This window comes from Stenotrophomonas sp. YJH_SMC_19, from assembly GCF_059367915.1.
Map to the genome: position 1 here is coordinate 62,780 of NZ_JCAFRI010000001.1, position 19,875 is coordinate 82,654.

Here is a 19,875-nt window from a genome sequence, read left to right on the forward strand (position 1 = left end):
CGTGGAAACAGGGACGTCATGCTGGCCGGTTCTGATCGCAGGAGCTGCGACGCCAAGTGAAACGGGAAGAGCATCCACGCATGGCGTGGATCTACTGGAGCGGCATCGAATCATCCACGCGTCGCATGCGTTCAGCGCGCGAACCGCCGTGTTTCAGCCCGCCAGCTCCACCCGGTTGCGACCGTTGCCCTTGGCCCGGTACAGCGCCTTGTCGGCGCGCGCCAGCATCTCATCCACGCTTTCACCGGGCTGGTGCTGGGCCACACCAATGCTGATCGTGACCGGGAATCCCAGCGGCAGATCCGCCACGGCCAGGCGCAGGAACTCGCATTGCAGTTCGGCCGTGCGCAGATCAGTGCCCGGCATCACCGCCACGAACTCCTCCCCGCCATAGCGCGCGGCCATGCCACGGCCGGCAAAATGCGAACGCAGCAGCACACCCAGCTCAGCCAGTACCCGGTCGCCGGTGGCGTGGCCCTGGAAGTCATTGATGTGCTTGAAATGATCGATGTCCAGCAGGGCCACGCAGGCTACTCCCGGCTGCCCATCGATCTCCGCCACCGCCTCTTCCAGTGCCGCTGCCATCGCGCGGCGGTTGGGCAGGCCGGTCAGCGCATCGGTTCGGCTCTGTTCGGCCAGGTCGGCATTCTGCGCCAGCAGCACGTCCTGGTACTCCGACAGCAGGCGCTCGTAGTCATCGCGTTCCAGCATGTGCTTCTGGATGTCGAGCGCGAAACGACGCAGCTCCATCACCAGCATCACCTGCCGTGACAGCGCGGCCAGCGCCTCGGCCTTGTCGCTGGGCAGGTGCTGCGGCTGTGCATCGAACACGCACAGCGTACCCAGCGGCAGGCCATCGGAACTGATCAGCGGCGCACCGGCGTAGAAGCGGATGTGCGGGTCGCCGGTCACCACCGGGTTGTCGTGGAAGCGGATGTCCTGCAACGCATCCTCGACCACCATGATTTGGTGCGGCTGCAGGATGGCGTGGCCACACATCGATTCGCTGCGCAGGTTTTCCGCCGCGTCGATGCCCTGGATCGACTTGAACCATTGCCGTTCGACGTCAATCAGGGTCACCGCCGCCATCGAGGTACCGCAGACCGCCTTGGCGATCGCCACCAGGTCGTCGAATGACTTCTCGCGCTGCGAATCAAGGATCCGGTAGCGGTACAGCGCCTGGAGCCGAAGGGCTTCGTTGGCAGGCTTGTCGGGCTTGATCATGCAGCGTCACGTTCCGGCAGGTCACTGCAAAGTCTAGCTGATGCCGGCGCGTAAACCGCACAACGGGTAGTGCCGGCCGCTGGCCGGCATCCCGCGCTCTCTCGATGCCTGGAGCAGCCGGCCAGCGGCCGGCACTACCGCGCGTTACCAGTCCAGCTGCTTCGGCAGCAGGCCCTGCAGTTCCTGCTCGGTCAGGTTGCGCCACTGGCCCGGCTTCAGCGCGCCGATCTTGATGTTGTCGATGCGCACGCGGCGCAGCTGGGTCACGCGATAGCCGAATTCGGCGGCCATCAGGCGGATCTGCCGGTTCAGGCCCTGCTGCAGGGTGATACGGAAGCCGAACTTGGCGATGCGCGAGGTCTTGCACGGCAGCGTCATCTGGTCGTGGATGCGCACGCCGCGCGCCATGCCGCGCAGGAACTCATCGGTGACCGGCTTGTTCACCGCCACCAGATATTCCTTCTGGTGGCCGTTTTCGGCGCGCAGGATCTGGTTGACGATGTCGCCGTTGCTGGTCATCAGGATCAACCCCTCGGATTCCTTGTCCAGGCGGCCGATCGGGAAGATGCGCTGTTCGTGGCCGACGAAGTCGACGATGTTGCCCTTGACCGAAGTTTCGGTCGTGCAGGTGACGCCTACCGGCTTGTTCAGTGCGATGTAGACGTGGCGGCGGGCGCCGGGCTTGCGTGCCACGCGGGCGCGCAGCGGCTGGCCGTCGACCAGCACCTGGTCTTCCTCGCCCACCACCGCGCCGGTACCGGCCGGATGGCCGTTGACGGTAACGCGGCGCGCGGCGATCAGGCGATCGGCCTCGCGGCGGGAGCAGAAGCCGGTGTCGGCGATATGTTTGTTGAGTCGGGTGGTCATCGGCCCATTATCCGGCATCGCCGCCCGCTGCGCTTCATGCCAGGGCGGGCGGATCGAGCTCCTCGCCGTCGAAGACCCGGTTGCGGCCCGCCCGCTTTGCCACGTACATGGCATGGTCGGCGCGCCGCAGCAGCCCGGCCAGATCGTCTTCGCCCGGTCGCCACTGCGCCAGGCCGATGCTGGCGGTCACCTCCAGCCCCGGCACCTGCAGGGCCTGGCCAGCCTCGGTGATGCGCTGGCGCAGGCGGTCCAGCCGTGCCGACGCCGCCTCGCGCGGCATGCCGGGCATCAGCAGCAGGAACTCTTCGCCGCCCATCCGCACCACTTCGTCCTGGCTGCGCACCGCCGCGCGCAGGGCACGCGCCACCGCCACCAGCACCTGGTCGCCCACTGCGTGGCCGTGGCGGTCGTTGATGTCCTTGAACAGGTCGATGTCGAGGAAGCCGATCACCAACGGGCCGCGCTCACGGTCCACCCGTTCCAGATGGCGGGCCAGCTGCTGCAGTCCGGCGCGACGGTTGGGAAGCCCGGTCAGGCCATCGGTCTCGGCCAGCTGGCGAAGTTCATCACGCTGCTGGCGCAGCCGGCCCAGCCGCTGGTTCAACGCATACGCGGCCATCATCAACAGCCAGGTCACCGCCAGCTGCAGCGCCTCCACCCGGTATTCCAGCAGCCACGCCGCACCACAGGCATCGGCGATGATCAGTACCAGCATCGGTGCCAGCGCGGCCAGACCCGCCTGTGCCCAACGGTCGCCGCGCCAGCGTGCCCAGACGCCGACCATCAGTGCCAGGCCACATCCAGACAGATAGGACACCTGCAAGCCCTTCGCGACCCAGGCCAGATGCTCCCAGCGCAGCCACGGCACCAGCACGGCCAGCGCCATCAGGGTCCACAACACCGCCAGCTGGGCCGGGCGCGATCGAGGCAGCACGCGGTCGCCTCCGTTCAGCCGCCACAGCGCCGGCAGCACCAGTGCCTGGGTCGCAGCGGTCAGCGCCAGCAGCCACCAGGCGCCGTGCTCGCCCACCGGCAGCCAGGGTTCCGGATAACCGCTGAGCCCGCCGAGGATGGCCTGCCACAGCACCATCACGGTGGTGCCGGCGATGTAGACCAGGAAACTGCGGTCCCGGGTGGTCAGGAAGGCCATCAACGCCGACAGCGCCAGCGCGATCGCCACCGCGATGCAGGCCGCGCGCACCAGCAGGCGGGCGGTGTCGTTCTGCTGCACCGGGCTGGGCGCGCCCAGCCGCAGGGTCGGCACCCAACGTGCCTTCAGCGGTGTCTGCCAGGAGACCAGGAACGGCTCATGGCTGCCGGCCGGCGGCACGGCCACCAGGCCGATGCCAGCCCGGAAACGTGAATCGCGGGTGCGCGCATCGTGCATGTTGCCGCAGATCTCGCGGTCGCCATGCTGGACGCGCACTTCACCGGCAAAGACGTTGAACACGTCCAGCGCCTGCGGTTGGCCTGACCAGCCCTGCGGCGGAGCCGGTACCAGCACCTGCTGGCGGGCGCCGGACAGCATCTGCGGCGTGCATGCGCGGTGCGGCGTCGGCTCGTCGGTAGCGCCGCCGACCAGGAGATAATCATGGCCCGACACGGCCTCTGCAGCCTGAAGCGGCCACGGCAACGCCAACCACACCATCAGGACGGCCAGCACCGATCCTGTTCCATACCGCCACTGCCTGCCGCCCACGCCACGTCCTGTTCCTGCTTACGTCCGCGCCCACTGCGCGCCGCCCCTGGCGCGCATTATCGCAGCCGGGCACGCCACGCATGTGTAGACCAAAGTCGGCGCCCGCGGTTCAGCCAGCCGCCGGCGGCCCCTTCACCGCGACCAGCCGTACCGGGCGCAGATCGACCAGGGTCAGCCGCTCCAGCGGCTGCGGCCGTTCGATGGCATAGCCCTGCAGCCCCTGCACGCCAAGCCGGGTCAGCGCACCGGCAACCTCGGCGGTCTCCACCCACTCGGCCACCACTTCCATCTGCAGCTCGCGCCCGAGCTCGCTGATCGCGCGCACCGTGGCGTGGCTGACCGGGTCGGTATCCATGTCGCGCACGAAGGCGCCGTCGATCTTCAGGATGTCCGCCGGCAACTGGCGCAGGTAGCCGAAGGAAGACAGGCCGGAGCCGAAGTCATCCAGCGCCATCCGGCACCCCCGTGCCTTCACCGCATCGATGAAGGCGCGGGCCTGGCTGAGGTTGCTGATCGCCGCGGTCTCGGTGATCTCGAAGCACAACTTGGAGGCCAGCGCGCGGTTGCGCTCGAGCAGGTCGCAGACGAAGGCGAGGAATCCCGGCTCGGCGATCGACTGCGCGGACACGTTGACGTTGCACAGGCCCAGCTGTCGCACGTGCGCCGGGCACACCTGCAGGTGGCGGAACAGCAGCCCGAGCACGTGCCGGTCCAGCGCCACTGCCATGCCATAGCGCTCCACCGCCGGCATGAACTGGCCGGGCAGATGCAGGCTGCCATCGGTACCACGCATGCGCACCAGCACCTCGTAGTGCAGGTAGGACGGATCGCCCACGCGGGCGATGCGCTGTGCATACAGCAGCATGCGATTCTCGGCCATCGCCAGGCTGACGCCCTGCAGGCGCTCGGCCTCCTGCCGCCGCTCCTCCAGCGCCATGCGGTTCTCATTGAAGCAGTGCACGCGGTTGCGCCCGGCCTGCTTGGCGGCATAGCAGGCGCTGTCGGCGGCACTCATCAACCAGTTCACGTCCGGCGCATCTGCACTGACCTCGACCACGCCGATGCTGCAGCTCAGCTGCGGGCTGCCCTCGCTGATCGGAAACGTGGCCTGGCCCAGGTTGCGGATCACCCGCTGCAGCACCCGCTTGGCTTCGTCCTGCCCGGCATGGGCGAGGAACACGGCGAACTCGTCGGCGCCCAGGCGGCCGACCCAGTCACCGTCACGCACGGCCGCCACCAGATAGTCGGCGAAACTGCGCAGCATCTGGTCACCGGCGGCATGGCCGAAGCTGTCGTTGACCAGCTTGAAGTGGTCCAGGTTGATGTAGCACAGCGCATGCGTACCGCCATCACTGCGTACCTGCAGCAGCGCACGCTCCAGCAGCCGCTCGATCTCGCGGCGGTTGATCAGGCCGGTCAGCGGATCGTGGCTGGCGTGATGCTCGATCTCACGTGCCAATGCATGGTTCTGGCTGACATCCTCGATGATCGCAAACACCGACAGGCCGCCTCCCGCGCTGCGCACGCCGGTGCCACTCCAGCGCCCCCACACCAGGCTGCCATCGCGGCGGCAGAAGCGCAGTTCACTCGGCCGCAGCTGCCGGTCCCAGTCGATGCGGCCGACGCCATCGATGACCAGTTCGCCTTCCATCAACAGATCGCCGAGCGACATCTGCAGCAGCACGTCGCGTCGGTAGTCGAGGATGTCGGCCATCGCCTGGTTGGCTTCGATCACCTTGCCGTCGGTGTCGAGCTTGAGCATGCCGACATTGGCCTGGTAGAAGGCCGCACGGAAGCGGCTTTCATGCTCGGTCAGGTCCTTGCCGACGCGGCGCGCGAGGGCCACCGCCATCAGGCTGATCGCCAGCACCGACAACCCGCCGACCACAAGCGTGGCGATCCGTACCATCGTGGCCATGCGCAGCAACGCTTGCGAAAATGCCTGCGCCTGCACCTGCAGCCGCCGGTCCAGATCACGCAGTTGTTGCAGGTACCGATCGCGGTCCGCCGCTGGCAGCACGCCTTGGGCGTGCCCCGACTGCAGCTCGGCAACCAGCCGCTGCACGGCCAACAGATCATCGTCGGTCTGTCGCCACAGCGTGGTTGCTTCCCGGAATGCACCGATGTCGCGTGCATAGCGGAACGAGAACACCAGGCGCGGGATATCGGCGCGCGCGTTGCCACCCTGCAGGAAGCCCTGCCTGGCCTTTTCCTCGTCCGGTACCGCCTGTTCCAGCGCCAGCCGGGCCTGCAGATCGCCCAATGGAATCCGCAGCGCCTGGCGCGCGTCATCCAGGTCCTGGGCATGGCCACGCGCCAGGTAGCGGCTCAGCGCAGCGGTTGCATCCTGCTGCCCTCGTGACCAGTACCCCTGGCCGGCAATCCAGGCCGTCGAGGCTGCCTGCAGTTCCTGGATCAACGCGGACAACGCGACCAACCCGATCGCCATGCCCGTCAACAACGCAAAGCGCAATCCCAGCCCACGGGTCATCGGCACCCGCCGGCTCTGCTGGTCCGTGCCACTTCTACCCATCCCGGATCCCCCCGAATGTGCTGCGGTGACAACCTGCCTTGGAACCGGCCCAGCCTATGACCGGCAATGTGTGGGCCATGCGAAAAAGGGGACGGAGGGGATTAAGTCGTTTTCGGCATAAGCGCATGGCCTGCCATTTACGACTTAATCCCCTCCGTCCCCTTTTCCTGTACGCCAGCCCGGGGGCTGGCGTTGTTATGGACGGCTGCGGGTGCGGCTTAGAAGCTGCGCGGGCCGCGCGGCTTGAAGCCGTCACGACGCGGCGGCCGGCTGTCGCGGTCACCGCCGCGGTCGCCACCATGGCCACCATGGCCACCCGGACCACCCGGGCCACCACGACGCGGACCACCCGGGCCGCCCGGGCCGCCCGGGCCACGCTTGTCGAAGCGCGGCTTGAACGGACGCGGGGCCGGGTTGGTGTCTTCACCCGGAGCCAGCGCACGCATCTGCAGCTGCTGGCCGGACACCCACACCTTCTGCAGGTGCGACAGCACGTCCGGCGGCATCTGTGCCGGCAGGTCCAGCAGCGAGAAGTCGTCGTGGATGTCGATGCGGCCGATGAAGCGGCTTTCCAGGCCCGCTTCGTTGGCGATGGCGCCGACGATGTTGGCCGGCTTCACGCCATGCTGGTGGCCCACCGAAATGCGGTAGGTCTCCATACCCTGCTCCGGTGCTCCACGCGGCGGAACCTCACGGCGCGGACGCTGCTCGAAACCACCTTCGGCGTCGTCGCGACGCGGGCCACGCTCGAAGCGCGGACCACGCTCGTTGCGGTCGAAGCGATCGCCACGCTCCGGACGGTCGCCACGGTCGAAACGCTCGCGCGGGGCGCGCTCTTCACGCGGGGCACGCACCGGCGGCTGCAGCAGGAACGGGGTGTCACCCTGCAGCATCTTGGCCAGCGCGGCGGCGATCTCGATGGCCGGCACGTTCTGCTCGTTCTCGAAGCGCTCCAGCAGCTGGCGGTAGAAGTCCAGGCCGCCGGCACCGAGGGTTTCGGTGATGCGCGTGGTGAACTTGTTGATGCGGTTGTCGTTGACCGCTTCCACGCTCGGCAGCTGCATCTCTTCGATCGGCTGGCGGGTGGCGCGCTCGATCTGGCGCAGCATGCCCTTCTCGCGCGGGGTGGCGAACAGGATCGCCTCGCCGCTGCGGCCGGCACGGCCGGTACGGCCGATGCGGTGCACGTAGCTTTCGGTGTCGTACGGAATGTCGTAGTTCAGCACGTGGCTGATGCGCTCCACGTCCAGGCCGCGCGCAGCCACGTCGGTGGCAACCAGGATGTCCAGCTTGCCTTCCTTCAGCATGGCGATGGTGCGCTCACGCTGGGCCTGCTGCATGTCGCCGTTGATGGCGGCAGCGGCCAGGCCACGGGCCTGCAGCTTGCTGGCCAGTTCTTCGGTGCCGGCCTTGGTGCGCGCGAAGATGATCATCGCGTCGAACGGCTCGACTTCCAGGATGCGGGTCAGCGCATCCAGCTTGTGCATGCCGCTCACCCACCAGTAACGCTGGCGGATGTTGGCCGAGGTGGTGGTCTTGGCCGCGATGGTCACTTCCACCGGGTCCTGCAGGTAGGTCTGCGCGATGCGGCGGATCTGCGGCGGCATGGTGGCCGAGAACAGGGCCACCTGGCGCTGCTCCGGCAGCTTCTTCAGCACCGCTTCGACGTCGTCGATGAAGCCCATGCGCAGCATTTCATCGGCTTCGTCCAGCACCAGGGTCTTCAGCTCGGACAGGTCCAGGGTGCTGCGGTCGAGGTGGTCGATCACGCGACCGGGGGTACCGACCACGATATGCACGCCACGGCGCAGCGCCGACAGCTGCTGCCCGTAAGGCTGGCCGCCGTACACCGGCAGCACGCGGAAGCCCGGGATCTTGGACGAGTAGGACTGGAACGCCTCGGCGACCTGGATGGCCAGTTCGCGGGTCGGCGCCAGGATCAGGGCCTGCGGCTTGATCTGCTGCAGGTCGATGTTGGACAGTACCGGCAGCGCGAACGCGGCGGTCTTGCCGGTACCGGTCTGGGCCTGGCCCAGCACGTCGCGGCCTTCCAGCATCGCCGGGATGGTGGCGGCCTGGATCGGCGACGGGGTTTCGTAGCCGATGGCGGTGACCGCCTGCATCACGGGCTCGGACAGGCCGAGCTGCGCGAACTGCAGCGGCGCTTGGGAATCTTGGGACATGGGGAACTCCGAAGGCACTGCCGTCTTCCTGGCAGTGCGATAAAAAAGGGATGGTCCGCGCTTTGGGCGCCCTTCTTATCGCGTGCCCTGGCGCTGCTCGGTCGGAGGAGATTTCACTCGCTCAGAGCGGGATGATACCGCATTGATGCTGAACGAGGCGTACAGCTTTCCGTGCGCGTGCCGTCATGCCCCGTGCTGGCGCACAATACGCGCCCTCTTCCCGGCCCGGCCGCTGGCCTGCGCCCTCTTCCCAGGAACCCCGCTCCATGCAGATTCTCGAATTCGACCTCGACGGTGACTACGTCGAACTCAAGCAGCTGCTCAAGCTGGCCGACCTGGTCACCAGTGGCGGCGAGGCCAAGATGGTCATCAGTGACGGCCAGGTGCGGGTCGATGGCGAAGTCGAACTGCGCAAGGCCTGCAAGATCCGCGCAGGCCAGGTGGTCGAGTTCGCCGACAGCCAGATCCGGGTGCTGGCCGCCGGCTGATGTGAGGCTGTTCAGGCTACGCGCTGGGTCAGGTGCGAGGCAATCAGCTGCCTGAACGGTGCCACGCCCTGCGCCAGGCGCAGGCCGGCCGCCCGCAGCAGTCGCGCCGGGCGGCGATCGTCGGTGTACAGGCTGGCGATCGCATTGGTGGCCTCGTACAGCGGCCGCGACGCCAGCCGGTGACCCCGTTGGTAGCTGGCCAGCATGCCGGCGGCGGCAATGTCGGCACCGCGACGCTGCTGCGCGACGATGCCCTGCGCCAGCCGCTGTGCGCTGGCCAGGCCCAGGTTGAAGCCATGCGCGGTGACCGGGTGCATGCCGACGGCGGCATCGCCGATCAGCGCCGAACGCTCGCCAACAAAACGGTGCGCGTACACACCTACCAGCGGATACGCCTGCGGCGTGGCCACCGGCTGCATCCGACCCAGCCGATGTTCGAAGCAAGCACTGATGGCCTCGCCGAAGGCCACCTCGTCCATCGCCAGCAGCGCGTCGATCTGCCGCGGCGGCAGCGTGATCACCGCCGAGGCCTGGCCCTCGTTGAGCGGCAGCAGCGCCATCGTGCGGCCGTAGCCGAACCATTCCCAGGCAGTGTGGCGATGGTCGCGCTCGACCTGCATGCGGCACACCAGCATCGACTTGCCGAAGTCGCGCATCTGCGCACCGATGCCGAGCATGCGGCGGGTGGCGGAGAAGCGGCTGTCAGCGGCCGCCAGCAGCCGCGCATGCAGTTGGCTGCCGTCATCGAGTTTGACCACATGGCCCTGTGCATCGGCTTGCACGCCTTGCACCTTGCGCCCGTCGAACAGTTCCACGCCGTCCTGGCCCTGCACCGCATCCCATGCGGCACGGCGGATCAGATGGTTGGGTACCAGCCAGCCCAGCGGTTGGCCGTCGACTTGGGTGCTGGCGAAGGTCAGCGCGAACGGCGAGCCGCCGTTCATCACCTTGGCATCGCGCAGTTCAGCGACTTCGGCCTGCGGCAGGCGCTGCCACAGCCCCAGCTGCTCCATGCTCTGCCGCGAGGCATGGGTCAACGCGATCTCCCTGCCATCGAAGGCGGCCTCGGCCAGGGCCTGGCGCGGCTGCACTTCGACCAGCCCGACCTGCAGCCCGCTGCCGGCCAGCGCGCGCGCGAAGCACAGACCTGCCGGTCCGGCGCCGACCACCACCACGTCCATCCTGCGCATGCGCGCCTCCTGCCGTTGATTCAGTCCGCGCCAGCATAGCGCCGCGCACCTGAGCGGCCTTGATCTGGATCAGGCCGACTTACAGAAGTGCGAACACCAGCGCCAGGATCGACAGCAGCGACACCAGCCACACCAGGCTGCGCACGTAGGGCACGCCTGCGGCGTACAGGGGCAGATAGACCACACGCGCCCAGAAGTAGGCCTGCGCCGCCAGTGCAGTGGTGTCGTTGCCGCGACCGGCCACGACCACCGCGATGGCGGCGGCGGCGAAGAACGGGAACGTCTCCAGGAAATTGGCCTGCGCACGCTGCAGGCGCCCGGCCAGTGGGCTGACCGGCTTTGCGTCGCCATCGCGTGCCGAGGCATTCCACTTCATCCCGCGCTCGCGGGTGACCACGGTGGAGGTGGCGAAGATGTAAACGAAGCCGAGCAGGACCGACCAGGCCAGCATCGTCAATTCAGTTGCCATCATTCATCTCCTCAGGGTGCCGACGCACGCAGGCTGTAACCGGCCAGGCGCCACACCTGGTCCTCGTCGAAACGGAACGAGACCAGCTCGCGCACCGGCTGCGCGCTGTTGGCGAAACGGGTCGGGAAACTGACGTTGATGTACAGCCCTTCCGGCACCGCGGCACCTGCGCTGTACTTGACCCGGGTGATGGTGGGCTGGCCACGCCCGGCCAGCGCACCCAGGCGCGTGCGCTCGGTGGTCAACTGGCTGACGAATGCGGCCTTCGGCACCGCACGACGCGCGACGGCGGAGGCGCCATCCCACAGTTCGCCGGCGCGGTTGGCATCGACCAGCTGTGCGGCTTTCAGTGCAGCAGCGCCCATCTCGGCATCCTGTTTCTGCACCTGGGCCTGCTGTGCAGCGGTCAACGCCGGGGCACCGGCGGTGGCTGGCTTCGCAGCCGCTGGCGAGGCCGGGGCCGGGCGTGCCGGAGCCGGTGCCGGCGTGGCCGGCGCAGGTGCCTGCGCCAATGCGGTCAGGGGCAGCAGGGACAGCAGCAGGAGCACGCGCTTCATGGACACCGCCGGTTTTCTGGAGAGAACCGCAGTCTACGCCAGCGCGGTGACTATGCCGTCAGCGTGCCGGGGCGTTGCCCTCCACCGCTGCCGCATCAGCCTGCGCGGCGGGCGCGGCGGTGTTCACTGGCGCCTGTTCGGCCACCGGTGGCGGCTCCGACGGTGCCGGTGGCAGCGTTGCCACATCGATCTCCGACAGTGGGCTTTCTTCCGGGCACACCGCATCCGGGAAACCGAAGCGCTGCTTCAGTGCCTGGCCGCAGCTGTTGATCGATTCCATGTCGGCGCCTTCGCGCTTGCACTGCTGGTCGAAGGCAATCAGGAACGCGTCCTTGCGTTGCACGAAGTCGTCACCACAGGCCCGCATCTGCTTGATCCGTTCCAGATCGTCCTGCACCGCGTTGGTGCCGTCCAGGCCGTACTGGCGCAGCTCATCCTGCGTCAGCAGGCGCAGGCTGCGGTTGGGCACGGTCATCATCAGATCGGCCACACCCACCGCCACGCCGTTGCGCTGCAGGTAGTCCTTCACGTTGTCGTAGACCTCGTGCAGCTCGCGATTGAGTTCCGCGCGCGAGGTGGCCTTCGAGCTGATCCGCATCATGCGGTGGATGCCGACCTTGCCCGACAGCAGGCGGTTGTCACCGGCAGCCAGCACGAACACGCAGGCACTGTGGCAGATCGAGCCCTCGCGCACCCAGATCGTCCAGCCCGATTCACCGATGCTGTCGCCGGCGACAATCGCCGATTCCACCTGGCCTCCGCTGGAATCCAGGTCGAGGATGCGCTTGTGGATCTTCTGTTCGTCAGCGACCACGGCCAGTCGCCACATCATCTCGGCAAAGCCCGGATTGATCTTGCCGGCGTAACGCACGCGCATCAGGCCACGTTCGGCGCACGGCGTCAGCGCCTGGGTGATCTGTTCGCGCTGCAGGCCCTCCAGCTCGACGCCATCGCCCGCCTCACCGGCGTACTCGGTACTGCAGCTGACCCAGGCGCGGCCATTCTCCAACTGCGCCTGCGGCCACGGCCGATCCGCCCGGCTGCGCGGCGGCGCCGGCGGTGGCGGTGCGTCAGCCGCATTGATCGACACCATGTTCTCGCCATCGCTGGCCGGCGCGCGCGCGGCCTTGTCGGCGGCGGTGACATTGCCCGGATTCTCCAGCTGGCTGCAGCCCGCCAGGGCCAGGCACAACAGGGGCAACCAGCGGAGTTTGGCGGACATCGGGCAACCAGTCTTCACGTGAGCAAGAGCCACAGTCTACCCGTCCGGGACGCGCATTCAGCGCGTGGCACTGAACCCCTTCTGACCCTTGGGAAAAGCGTGTCGACCAAGGTCGACACCTACCAACAGCCGCGCAGAACGCCGTCCCGACAGGTCGCAGGAACCTGTCGAAGGCGGGGTGGGTCCGGTTGCAGGGGCGTGAGCGCCATGGATGGCGCGACCGAGCTTACATGGGTGAGGGCGCTTTGCTTGCGAAGCACTGCTTCGCAAGCGCCCGAACGCACAGCCGCCAGCGGCGGCCGGGCCCCGGAGGGGTACTTGCAGCGTCCCCTGCAACCGGACCCACCCCGCCTCCCCACAGGAAACCAGCTTCTGCCGTTGCCGTTGCCGTTGCCGGCCAGCGGCCTGCACTACCGCGGGTGCCGGGCGCAGCCCTGCCAGATCCCCCTTCAGCATCCATGTCCGAATGTGGCGAGTATCGCCGTCGCCAGAGGCCTAGACTGGCGCCATGGACACCGCCCTCGCCCTCGACACCGCCGCCTGCGACCGCGCCCGCCTGGCCCGTGACGCACGCTTCGACGGCGTTTTCTTCACCGCCGTGCGCAGCACCGGCATCTATTGCCGCCCCGTCTGCCCGGCGCCGCCGCCGAAGCCACGCAACATCACCTACTATCCGACCGCTGCCGCGGCCGCTGCTGCCGGCTACAGGCCGTGCCTGCGCTGCCGCCCCGAACTGGCACCGCAGGCCCAGCAGGCACTGGCCGGGCAAACCGTGCAGCGCGCCCTCGCCATCATCCACGGCGGCTTCCTGCAGGAGCAGCCCGTTGCAGACCTCGCGCAGAAGATCGGCCTCAGCGCGCGCCAGCTGCAGCGCCTGTTCGTCGAACATCTTGGCGCAACACCCGGACAGATCCATGCCACCCACCGCCTGCTGCTGGCCAAGCAACTGCTGACCGAAACCACGCTGCCGGTGACCGATGTTGCGCTGGCCGCCGGCTACAACAGTCTGCGCCGCTTCAATACCGCCTTCCTGCAGGGCTGCGGCATGGCACCGACGGCGCTGCGTCGCCAGCACCAGCCGCTGGCCGCCGATGACGGCGGCCTGGTACTGCGGCTCGTGTACCGCCCACCGTTGGACTTCCCGCGCATGCTGGCCTTCCTGCGCAAGCGCAGCCTGCCTGGCATCGAACTGATCGGCGAAGACAGCTACCAGCGCGTGCTCGGCACACCCGAGCGCCCCACCCTGCTGCGCGTCACCGCCGACCCGAAGCGCCCGGAACTGCGTCTGCAGCTGGGTGCGGTCGACCCGCGCCTGATCCCCGACATCGTGCGCCGTGTGCGTCGTGTGTTCGATCTGGACGCCGACCTGCAACAGGTCCATGCCGCCCTGGGCGAGGAACCGCTGCTGGCACGCGGCATCGCCGAACGCCCGGGGCTACGCGTTCCGGGCGGCTGGGATGGCTTCGAGGTCGGCGTACGCGCCGTGCTCGGCCAGCAGGTCAGCGTCGCCGCCGCCACTACCTTTGCGCGGCGTCTGGTGGATGCGTATGGGGCGCATCTGCCGGGCATGCCGTTCGAGTTCAATCGCCAGTTCCCAGCGCCCGAGGTGCTGGCCGAGGCGCCGCTGGAATCGATCGGCCTGCCGCGCAGCCGCGCCGCCACGGTGCGTGCGCTGGCCGCTGCATGTGCCAGCGGCCAGCTCGACTTCGGACCCGGGCAGGCCCTGGAAGACTTTGTTGCGCGCTGCGTGGCATTGCCCGGCATCGGCCCGTGGACCGCGCAGTACATCGCCCTGCGCGGGCTCGGCCAGCCCGACGCCTTCCCCGCCGGCGACCTGGTGCTGCAGCAGGTGCTCGGCCACGCACAGGGCCAGCGCCTGAGCGAACGTGCAACTGAAGCGCGCTCGCAACCGTGGCGCCCGTGGCGCGCCTACGCCGTGCTGCACCTGTGGCACCTGTCCGGCACGTTCGTTGGAGAACCGACATGACCCTGTTGTTTGATCGCTTCGACAGCCCCATCGGCGTGCTGACCATCGCCGGTGACGAACGTGGCCTGTCACACGTGCTTTTCCCCGAAAACCGCCATCCGGCACGCGGACGCGATGACTGGCACTACGCACCGGATGCGCTGCCGGAAGCGCGCGAACAGCTGCTGCAGTTCCTGCACGGCGAACGCAGCAGCTTCGACCTTGTGCTGGCGCCACGTGGCACGCCGTTCCAGCTGCGGGTGTGGCAGGCGCTGGCACTGATTCCGTTCGGCCAGACCTGGAGTTACCTGCAGCTGGCGCAGCACCTTGGCCAGCCCAGTGCGACCCGCGCGGTCGGCGCGGCCAACGGGCGCAATCCGCTGCCGATCATCCTGCCCTGCCATCGCGTGATCGGCAGCAACGGCGCATTGACCGGTTTCGGCGGCGGACTGGAAACCAAGGCGGCACTGCTACGGCTGGAACAACGCCAGGCCCCGCTGTTCGCCTGAGAGGGCTGGCCGGGCTGCGCCCGGCACCCGCAGAGGCTAGAGCAACAGCAACAGCAACAGCGGGCTTCCTGGGGGGAGGCAGGGTGGGTCCGGTTGCAGGGGACGCTGCAAGTACGTCCCTGTAAGCTCGGTCGCGCCATCCATGGCGCTCACGCCCCTGCAACCGGACCCACCCAGCCTTCGACAGGTTCCGGCGATCTGTCCGGACGTCATTCTGCGCAACTGTTGGTAGGTGTCGACCTTGGTCGACACGGTAGATCCACGCCATGCGTGGATGGAAGCATCAGGAATTATGTCTGGAGAAAAGCCCCCTTCCTGTTGAAGGGGGCGCGCCGACAGGCGCGGCGATAAGGAAAAATGCGCGGACACGGGGCGCGATAGCGCGCCGTGTCTTGGGCGCGTCATTGCGCGGGCTTATCATGCGTGGATGACTTCCGTACGCCTGACCTGCGCGCTGGCGCTGCTGCTGCCATTGGCCGCCTGCACCACCGCGCCCGCCCCTTCCGCCTCCGTTCCCGGTTCCGCCGCTGCGGCTTCGCCTCCGAAGCTGCTGCTGATCTCCATCGACGGCCTGCGCGCCGATGCGCTGGACCGTGGGCTCACTCCGAACCTGCAGCGACTGATCGACGGCGGCGTGCGTGCACGCTGGATGACGCCGTCCTATCCGTCGCTGACCTTCCCCAACCACTACACCATCGTCACCGGCCTGCGTCCGGACCACCACGGCATCGTCAACAACAGCATGGACGATGCAACCCTGGGCCGTTTCGAACTGAGCAACCGCGACGCGGTCACCACCAGCGGCTGGTGGGGTGGCGAACCGATCTGGGTCAGTGCCGAGAACGCTGGCGTACGTTCGGCCACCACGGCGTGGCCGGGCAGTGAGTCTGAAATCCGCGGCGTGCGCCCCAGCAAGTGGCGCGTATACGACGGCAAGGAACCGCTGGAGCAGCGGGCCGGCATCGTGCTCGACTGGCTGGCACAGACCGATGCTGATGCACCGCGCCTCACCACGCTGTACATGGAACACGTGGACAAGGCCGGCCACAACTACGGCCCCGGGTCGAAGCAGTACGCCGACGCCATCGTGCGCGCCGACCAGATCGTCGGCCAGGTGCTCGACGGGCTGCAGCAGCGCGATCTGGCCAAGACCACCAACGTGATCGTCGTGTCCGACCACGGCATGGCCAGCGTCGCCGACGGCAACGTGATCGCGACCGAGTCGATGGCCGACCCGGCCATTGCACGCAATATCAGCCAAGGCCAGTCGGTGGGTTTTGCGCCGGTCGCCGGCCGCGAAGCGGAAGCCGAACGCGCCCTGCTCGGACGCCACGCGCACTACGAATGCTGGAAGAAGGAGAACCTGCCGGCACGCTGGCACTACGGCACGCATCCGCGGGTTCCGGCCATCGTCTGTGTCATGGATGAAGGCTGGGATGCCCTGCATCAGGAGAAGATCGCCAAGCGTGCGAAGCAGGATCGAGGTTCGCATGGCTACGACAACGCACTGCCTTCCATGCGCGCAGTGTTCGTGGCCGGCGGCCCGTCGTTCCGCCAGGGCCTGGTGATCGATGGCTTCGACAACGTCGATGTCTATCCGCTGCTGGCCCACCTGCTGCTGGTACCGGCCGCGCCGAACGATGGCAATCCGGAAACGCTGAAGAAGACACTGCGCTGATGCGGTTGTAGAGCCGAACCCACGCTCGGCTCACCGGGCAGGCATAAAAAAACGCGGCGCCAGGCGCCGCGTTTTTCATTGAACCGGTCGTTCGACCGGATCAGGCCTTGGCGACGGCCTTCTTCGCCACAGCCTTCTTCGCCGGAGCCTTGGCCACGGTCTTCTTGGCAACCGGAGCGGCGGCGCCTACGGCGACCTTGCTGGCGGTGTGCGAACGGGCGTTGCCATAGCTGGCGTTGTAGCGCTTGCCCTTGGCGGTCTTGCGGTCACCCTTACCCATGTCTTCAACTCCTCAAATGTGAAATCTGGTTACCCCGTACTGACACGGGTTCGGCGGGGCCGCCTTGCTGGGCGCCCCCGCGCACGATCGAAAATCCTATCACGGAGCGCCTAGTGCGCGCAGCTGGCGTCGTGCACGTGACCGTGGTTGAGGCGCAGGTTGACCAGATGGGCCACACCCACCAGCAGGCCACCGATGGTCATCACCACCGCGTGCGGCACCGCATTGTGGTGCAGCGGGTCATACAGCACGCCGGCCCACAATGCGACCAGGCCGGGAATCAGGAAGCCCAGCGCACGCAGCGCACCGTGCCGGCGGTAGCCCCAGACCAGGCTGAACAACCCCAGCAGGGTCACGAACACCACCAGCGCCTGTTCCACGCCGTCGCTCAGCCAGAACGACAGACCCAATGAAGGCGCTGCGGCCAGCAGCACCGGGATCACCGCGCAGTGCACCGCGCACAGCATCGAACCAGTGGCGCCGAAACGGTCGAGCAGGTGGCGCAGGCGTGAGGACAGGGACATGACTTCCAGCAGGGTCGGCGAATCGTTATGGAATAATATAACATCCCTCTCCGACCCGCACGGTTTCCCTCCCCCTGTCCCATCGACTGGATTCGTGCGCCCCGCGATTGATACATTGTAACAAAGGACCCGTCCATGCCCGCCCACACCCCTCGGCTCAAGCCGCATTCCCTGGCCCTGGCGCTCGCCGCCCTGCTGCCGTCCGTCGCCTTTGCAGCCGGCCAGGACACCGCCCATCGTGACCGCCACCTGACCGAGCTGTCGTCGGTGCAGGTCACCGCGTCGCCATTGCAGGGTGATGCCGAATCCCTGGCGCGCCCGGTGGAGGTGCTGGCCGGTGAACGCCTGGACGAGCAGAAGGCCGGCACCCTCGGCGATACCGTGGCCAAGCTGCCCGGCGTGCAGAGCACCTTCTTCGGCCCCGGCGTCGGCCGCCCGATCATCCGTGGCCAGGAAGGCCCGCGCGTGGCCGTGCTGTCCAACGGCATGGGCAACATGGATGCGTCCACGGTCAGCGCCGACCACGCCACCAGCATCGAACCGTTCCTGGCCGATCAGATCGAAGTACTGAAGGGCCCGGCCACGCTGCTGTTCGGCAGCGGCGCCATTGGTGGTGCGGTCAATGTGGTCGACGGGCGCATCGCGCGCGAGCTGCCTGAGCGGCCGCTCAGCGGTCGTGCCGAACTGCGCGGCAATTCGGTGAACAACGAGCGCAGCGGCATGTTCCGCCTCGATGGCGTCAGCGGCAACGTCGTGCTCCATGTGGATGGCCTGGTCCGCAATGGCGACGACTACCGCATTCCCGGCTACGCGGTGATCGACAGCCTGGAAGACCACCACGACGACCACGATCATGATCATGCGGGCGAGGAAGGCGAAGAGCCGCGCCGCGGCCGCCTCGACAACAGCTCGATCCGCACCCGCGCCGGTGGCGTCGGCGCAACGTGGCTGGGCGACGGCGGCTACTTCGGCGTATCGGCCAGTACCTACCGCACCAACTACGGCATTCCCAATGGCGCGCACGTGCACGCCGATGGTGACGATCATGGCCATGACCACGGTCACGACCATGGCGACGAAGAGGAAGGCGGCGACGAGCACGACGTGCGCATCGACATGGTGCAGAACCGCTTCGAGACCAAGGCCGGCATCTACAACCCGGTCTCGTTCCTGAAGAACATCAACGCACGCGTGGCCTACACCGACTACGAACACGTGGAGCTGGAAGCCGGTACGCCGTCGACCCGCTTCACCAACCGCGGCATCGAAGCGCGCCTGGAAGCGGTGCAGCAGCAGATCGGCGGCTGGGACGGCGCCTTCGGCCTGCAGTTCGGCAACAGTGATTTCGGTGCCAAGGGCGAAGAGGCGTTCGTTCCGGATACCGGCACCAAGAACATCGGCCTGTTCGTGCTGCAGGAAAAGCAGTTCGGCCCGTTCAAGCTGGAACTGGGCGGCCGCCACGATCAGGTCAAGCTGGACCCGAGCGGTGACTACCGCCGCCGCACGTTCGGCGCCACCAACCTGTCTGCCGCTGGCATCTGGAAGCTCAACGATGCCGTTGACCTGCGCATCGGCGTGGACAGCTCCGAGCGAGCACCGACCAACGAAGAGCTGTATGCCGCCGGCGCGCACATCGCCACCCGTTCGCTGGAAATCGGCGACGCCAACCTGAAGACCGAGCGCGGCCAGCGCGTGGAACTGGGTATCCACACCCACAGCGAGCACCTGGACTTCTCCGCGTCGGTTTACCAGACCAGGTTCAAGGACTTCATCTACCTGGCCGACACCGGCATCACCGAGGGCCTGCCGGTGCGCACCTGGACGCAGCAGGATGCGGTGTTCCGCGGTGCCGAGGCCGAAGCGCTGGTGCACCTGTTCGAGGGCGGCGCCGGTGACTGGGATCTGCGCCTGTTCGGCGACTACGTGAAGGCCAAGCTGGATGGCAGCGGCAGCCGCAACCTGGTCATCGCCGTGCCGCATGGCGACCACAACCACAACTACACGGTGGAACTGGCCAACACTGGCTATCTGCCGCGTATCGCACCGGCCCGCGTCGGCGCCGACCTGCGCTGGTCGAAGGACGGCTGGCGCGCTTCGGTCGGTGCGGTCCGCTACAGCCGCCAGAAGGACGTCGCCCAGAACGAAGCCCCGAGCGACGGCTACACCCTGGTCGACGCGCACCTGGCCTACCGCTGGGATCGCAACGCCAGCAACAGCTACGAGGTGTTCCTGGATGGCAGCAACCTGACCAACCGCGAAGTGCGCCCGCATACCTCGCTGCTGCGCGACTACTCGCCGCTGCCAGGCCGTGGTGTCGCATTCGGCATCCGCGCGTTCTTCTGATCGCGCACGGGGGGGTCGGAGTCCTTTTCGAAGGAAAGGGCTCTGACCCCCACGCCATTCCGCGGGGGCCTTCGGGCCCCCGTTTTCATTTCGACCCACTCCATCACGCATCCGTCACAAAGATGTGCGTACCACAACAAGCG

At 67.6% G+C, this 19,875-nt stretch carries 16 protein-coding genes; 5 read left to right on the plus strand and 11 right to left on the minus strand.

The window, feature by feature from the left end:
• Nucleotides 1-153: 153 nt before the first annotated feature.
• The 5 genes from AC5P5R_RS00275 to AC5P5R_RS00295 all read right to left on the minus strand — a co-directional run bounded on the left by AC5P5R_RS00275 (nucleotide 154) and on the right by AC5P5R_RS00295 (nucleotide 8,506).
• Complete coding sequence (locus AC5P5R_RS00275; RefSeq protein ID WP_012479591.1) at nucleotides 154-1,224, minus strand: sensor domain-containing diguanylate cyclase; 1,071 nt, start codon at nucleotides 1,222-1,224, stop codon at nucleotides 154-156.
• Between the two features lie 144 nt (nucleotides 1,225-1,368).
• On the minus strand, nucleotides 1,369-2,091 hold the full coding sequence (locus AC5P5R_RS00280) for a pseudouridine synthase (protein WP_005408708.1): 723 nt from the start codon (nucleotides 2,089-2,091) through the stop codon (nucleotides 1,369-1,371).
• A gap of 34 nt (nucleotides 2,092-2,125) precedes the next feature.
• On the minus strand, nucleotides 2,126-3,790 hold the full coding sequence (locus AC5P5R_RS00285; RefSeq protein ID WP_012479590.1) for a sensor domain-containing diguanylate cyclase: 1,665 nt from the start codon (nucleotides 3,788-3,790) through the stop codon (nucleotides 2,126-2,128).
• Between the two features lie 109 nt (nucleotides 3,791-3,899).
• Entirely contained in the window at nucleotides 3,900-6,323 is a 2,424-nt protein-coding gene (locus tag AC5P5R_RS00290) for a putative bifunctional diguanylate cyclase/phosphodiesterase (RefSeq protein WP_005412713.1), read from the minus strand.
• Nucleotides 6,324-6,541: 218 nt separating this feature from the next.
• Nucleotides 6,542-8,506: a DEAD/DEAH box helicase gene (locus AC5P5R_RS00295; protein ID WP_012479589.1), complete on the minus strand. Its 1,965-nt coding sequence runs from the start codon at nucleotides 8,504-8,506 to the stop codon at nucleotides 6,542-6,544.
• Between the two features lie 266 nt (nucleotides 8,507-8,772).
• Here AC5P5R_RS00295 and AC5P5R_RS00300 point away from each other — a divergent pair, with 266 nt between their 5' ends.
• Nucleotides 8,773-8,994 carry an RNA-binding S4 domain-containing protein gene (locus AC5P5R_RS00300; protein WP_012479588.1) on the plus strand — a complete coding sequence of 74 codons (222 nt, stop codon included), beginning with the start codon at nucleotides 8,773-8,775 and terminating at the stop codon, nucleotides 8,992-8,994.
• Between the two features lie 11 nt (nucleotides 8,995-9,005).
• Here the strand turns inward: AC5P5R_RS00300 and ubiM are convergent, their stop codons facing one another.
• The 4 genes from ubiM to AC5P5R_RS00320 all read right to left on the minus strand — a co-directional run bounded on the left by ubiM (nucleotide 9,006) and on the right by AC5P5R_RS00320 (nucleotide 12,432).
• Nucleotides 9,006-10,184, minus strand: a complete 1,179-nt coding sequence (gene ubiM, locus AC5P5R_RS00305) for a 5-demethoxyubiquinol-8 5-hydroxylase UbiM (RefSeq protein ID WP_012479587.1) — start codon at nucleotides 10,182-10,184, stop codon at nucleotides 9,006-9,008.
• Nucleotides 10,185-10,263: 79 nt separating this feature from the next.
• On the minus strand, nucleotides 10,264-10,653 hold the full coding sequence (locus AC5P5R_RS00310) for an MAPEG family protein (protein ID WP_005412709.1): 390 nt from the start codon (nucleotides 10,651-10,653) through the stop codon (nucleotides 10,264-10,266).
• Nucleotides 10,654-10,664: 11 nt separating this feature from the next.
• Nucleotides 10,665-11,210 (minus strand): DUF4019 domain-containing protein, encoded by a 546-nt coding sequence (locus AC5P5R_RS00315; RefSeq protein WP_005408699.1) that lies wholly within the window; start codon nucleotides 11,208-11,210, stop codon nucleotides 10,665-10,667.
• 58 nt (nucleotides 11,211-11,268) lie between these two features.
• Nucleotides 11,269-12,432, minus strand: coding sequence for a COG3904 family protein (locus tag AC5P5R_RS00320; protein ID WP_049454703.1), 1,164 nt, complete (start codon nucleotides 12,430-12,432; stop codon nucleotides 11,269-11,271).
• Between the two features lie 508 nt (nucleotides 12,433-12,940).
• Here AC5P5R_RS00320 and AC5P5R_RS00325 point away from each other — a divergent pair.
• The 3 genes from AC5P5R_RS00325 (at nucleotide 12,941) to AC5P5R_RS00335 (ending at nucleotide 16,585) form a co-directional block, all read left to right on the plus strand.
• Nucleotides 12,941-14,419: a DNA-3-methyladenine glycosylase 2 gene (locus tag AC5P5R_RS00325; protein ID WP_099523286.1), complete on the plus strand. Its 1,479-nt coding sequence runs from the start codon at nucleotides 12,941-12,943 to the stop codon at nucleotides 14,417-14,419.
• Entirely contained in the window at nucleotides 14,416-14,907 is a 492-nt protein-coding gene (locus tag AC5P5R_RS00330) for a methylated-DNA--[protein]-cysteine S-methyltransferase (RefSeq protein WP_021202265.1), read from the plus strand. Before AC5P5R_RS00325 ends, AC5P5R_RS00330 begins: the two co-directional genes overlap by 4 nt.
• Nucleotides 14,908-15,334: 427 nt before the next feature.
• Nucleotides 15,335-16,585: an alkaline phosphatase family protein gene (locus AC5P5R_RS00335; RefSeq protein ID WP_043035680.1), complete on the plus strand. Its 1,251-nt coding sequence runs from the start codon at nucleotides 15,335-15,337 to the stop codon at nucleotides 16,583-16,585.
• A 100-nt stretch (nucleotides 16,586-16,685) separates the two neighbouring features.
• Here AC5P5R_RS00335 and AC5P5R_RS00340 read toward each other — a convergent pair whose 3' ends face one another.
• Together AC5P5R_RS00340 and AC5P5R_RS00345 are read right to left on the minus strand one after the other, a co-directional pair.
• Nucleotides 16,686-16,865 carry a 30S ribosomal protein THX gene (locus AC5P5R_RS00340; protein WP_004150462.1) on the minus strand — a complete coding sequence of 60 codons (180 nt, stop codon included), beginning with the start codon at nucleotides 16,863-16,865 and terminating at the stop codon, nucleotides 16,686-16,688.
• 110 nt (nucleotides 16,866-16,975) lie between these two features.
• The gene (locus AC5P5R_RS00345; RefSeq protein WP_008264835.1) at nucleotides 16,976-17,389 is read right to left on the minus strand and encodes a MerC domain-containing protein; all 414 of its coding nucleotides are present in this window, start codon (nucleotides 17,387-17,389) and stop codon (nucleotides 16,976-16,978) included.
• A 135-nt stretch (nucleotides 17,390-17,524) separates the two neighbouring features.
• Between AC5P5R_RS00345 and AC5P5R_RS00350 the strand changes: the two genes are divergently transcribed.
• Complete coding sequence (locus AC5P5R_RS00350; protein WP_099497555.1) at nucleotides 17,525-19,732, plus strand: TonB-dependent receptor; 2,208 nt, start codon at nucleotides 17,525-17,527, stop codon at nucleotides 19,730-19,732.
• Nucleotides 19,733-19,875: the final 143 nt, after the last annotated feature.

Excerpts from the sequence above, each read along its gene's own strand:
- AC5P5R_RS00275 (WP_012479591.1), bottom strand. The coding sequence starts at position 1,224 with ATGATCAAGCCCGACAAGCCTGCCAACGAAGCCCTTCGGCTCCAGGCG.
- AC5P5R_RS00280 (WP_005408708.1), bottom strand. The coding sequence starts at position 2,091 with ATGACCACCCGACTCAACAAACATATCGCCGACACCGGCTTCTGCTCC.
- AC5P5R_RS00290 (WP_005412713.1), bottom strand. The coding sequence starts at position 6,323 with ATGGGTAGAAGTGGCACGGACCAGCAGAGCCGGCGGGTGCCGATGACC.
- AC5P5R_RS00295 (WP_012479589.1), bottom strand. The coding sequence starts at position 8,506 with ATGTCCCAAGATTCCCAAGCGCCGCTGCAGTTCGCGCAGCTCGGCCTG.
- AC5P5R_RS00300 (WP_012479588.1), top strand. The coding sequence starts at position 8,773 with ATGCAGATTCTCGAATTCGACCTCGACGGTGACTACGTCGAACTCAAG.
- ubiM (WP_012479587.1), bottom strand. The coding sequence starts at position 10,184 with ATGCGCAGGATGGACGTGGTGGTGGTCGGCGCCGGACCGGCAGGTCTG.
- AC5P5R_RS00310 (WP_005412709.1), bottom strand. The coding sequence starts at position 10,653 with ATGGCAACTGAATTGACGATGCTGGCCTGGTCGGTCCTGCTCGGCTTC.
- AC5P5R_RS00315 (WP_005408699.1), bottom strand. The coding sequence starts at position 11,210 with ATGAAGCGCGTGCTCCTGCTGCTGTCCCTGCTGCCCCTGACCGCATTG.
- AC5P5R_RS00320 (WP_049454703.1), bottom strand. The coding sequence starts at position 12,432 with ATGTCCGCCAAACTCCGCTGGTTGCCCCTGTTGTGCCTGGCCCTGGCG.
- AC5P5R_RS00325 (WP_099523286.1), top strand. The coding sequence starts at position 12,941 with ATGGACACCGCCCTCGCCCTCGACACCGCCGCCTGCGACCGCGCCCGC.
- AC5P5R_RS00330 (WP_021202265.1), top strand. The coding sequence starts at position 14,416 with ATGACCCTGTTGTTTGATCGCTTCGACAGCCCCATCGGCGTGCTGACC.
- AC5P5R_RS00335 (WP_043035680.1), top strand. The coding sequence starts at position 15,335 with ATGACTTCCGTACGCCTGACCTGCGCGCTGGCGCTGCTGCTGCCATTG.
- AC5P5R_RS00340 (WP_004150462.1), bottom strand. The coding sequence starts at position 16,865 with ATGGGTAAGGGTGACCGCAAGACCGCCAAGGGCAAGCGCTACAACGCC.
- AC5P5R_RS00345 (WP_008264835.1), bottom strand. The coding sequence starts at position 17,389 with ATGTCCCTGTCCTCACGCCTGCGCCACCTGCTCGACCGTTTCGGCGCC.
- AC5P5R_RS00350 (WP_099497555.1), top strand. The coding sequence starts at position 17,525 with ATGCCCGCCCACACCCCTCGGCTCAAGCCGCATTCCCTGGCCCTGGCG.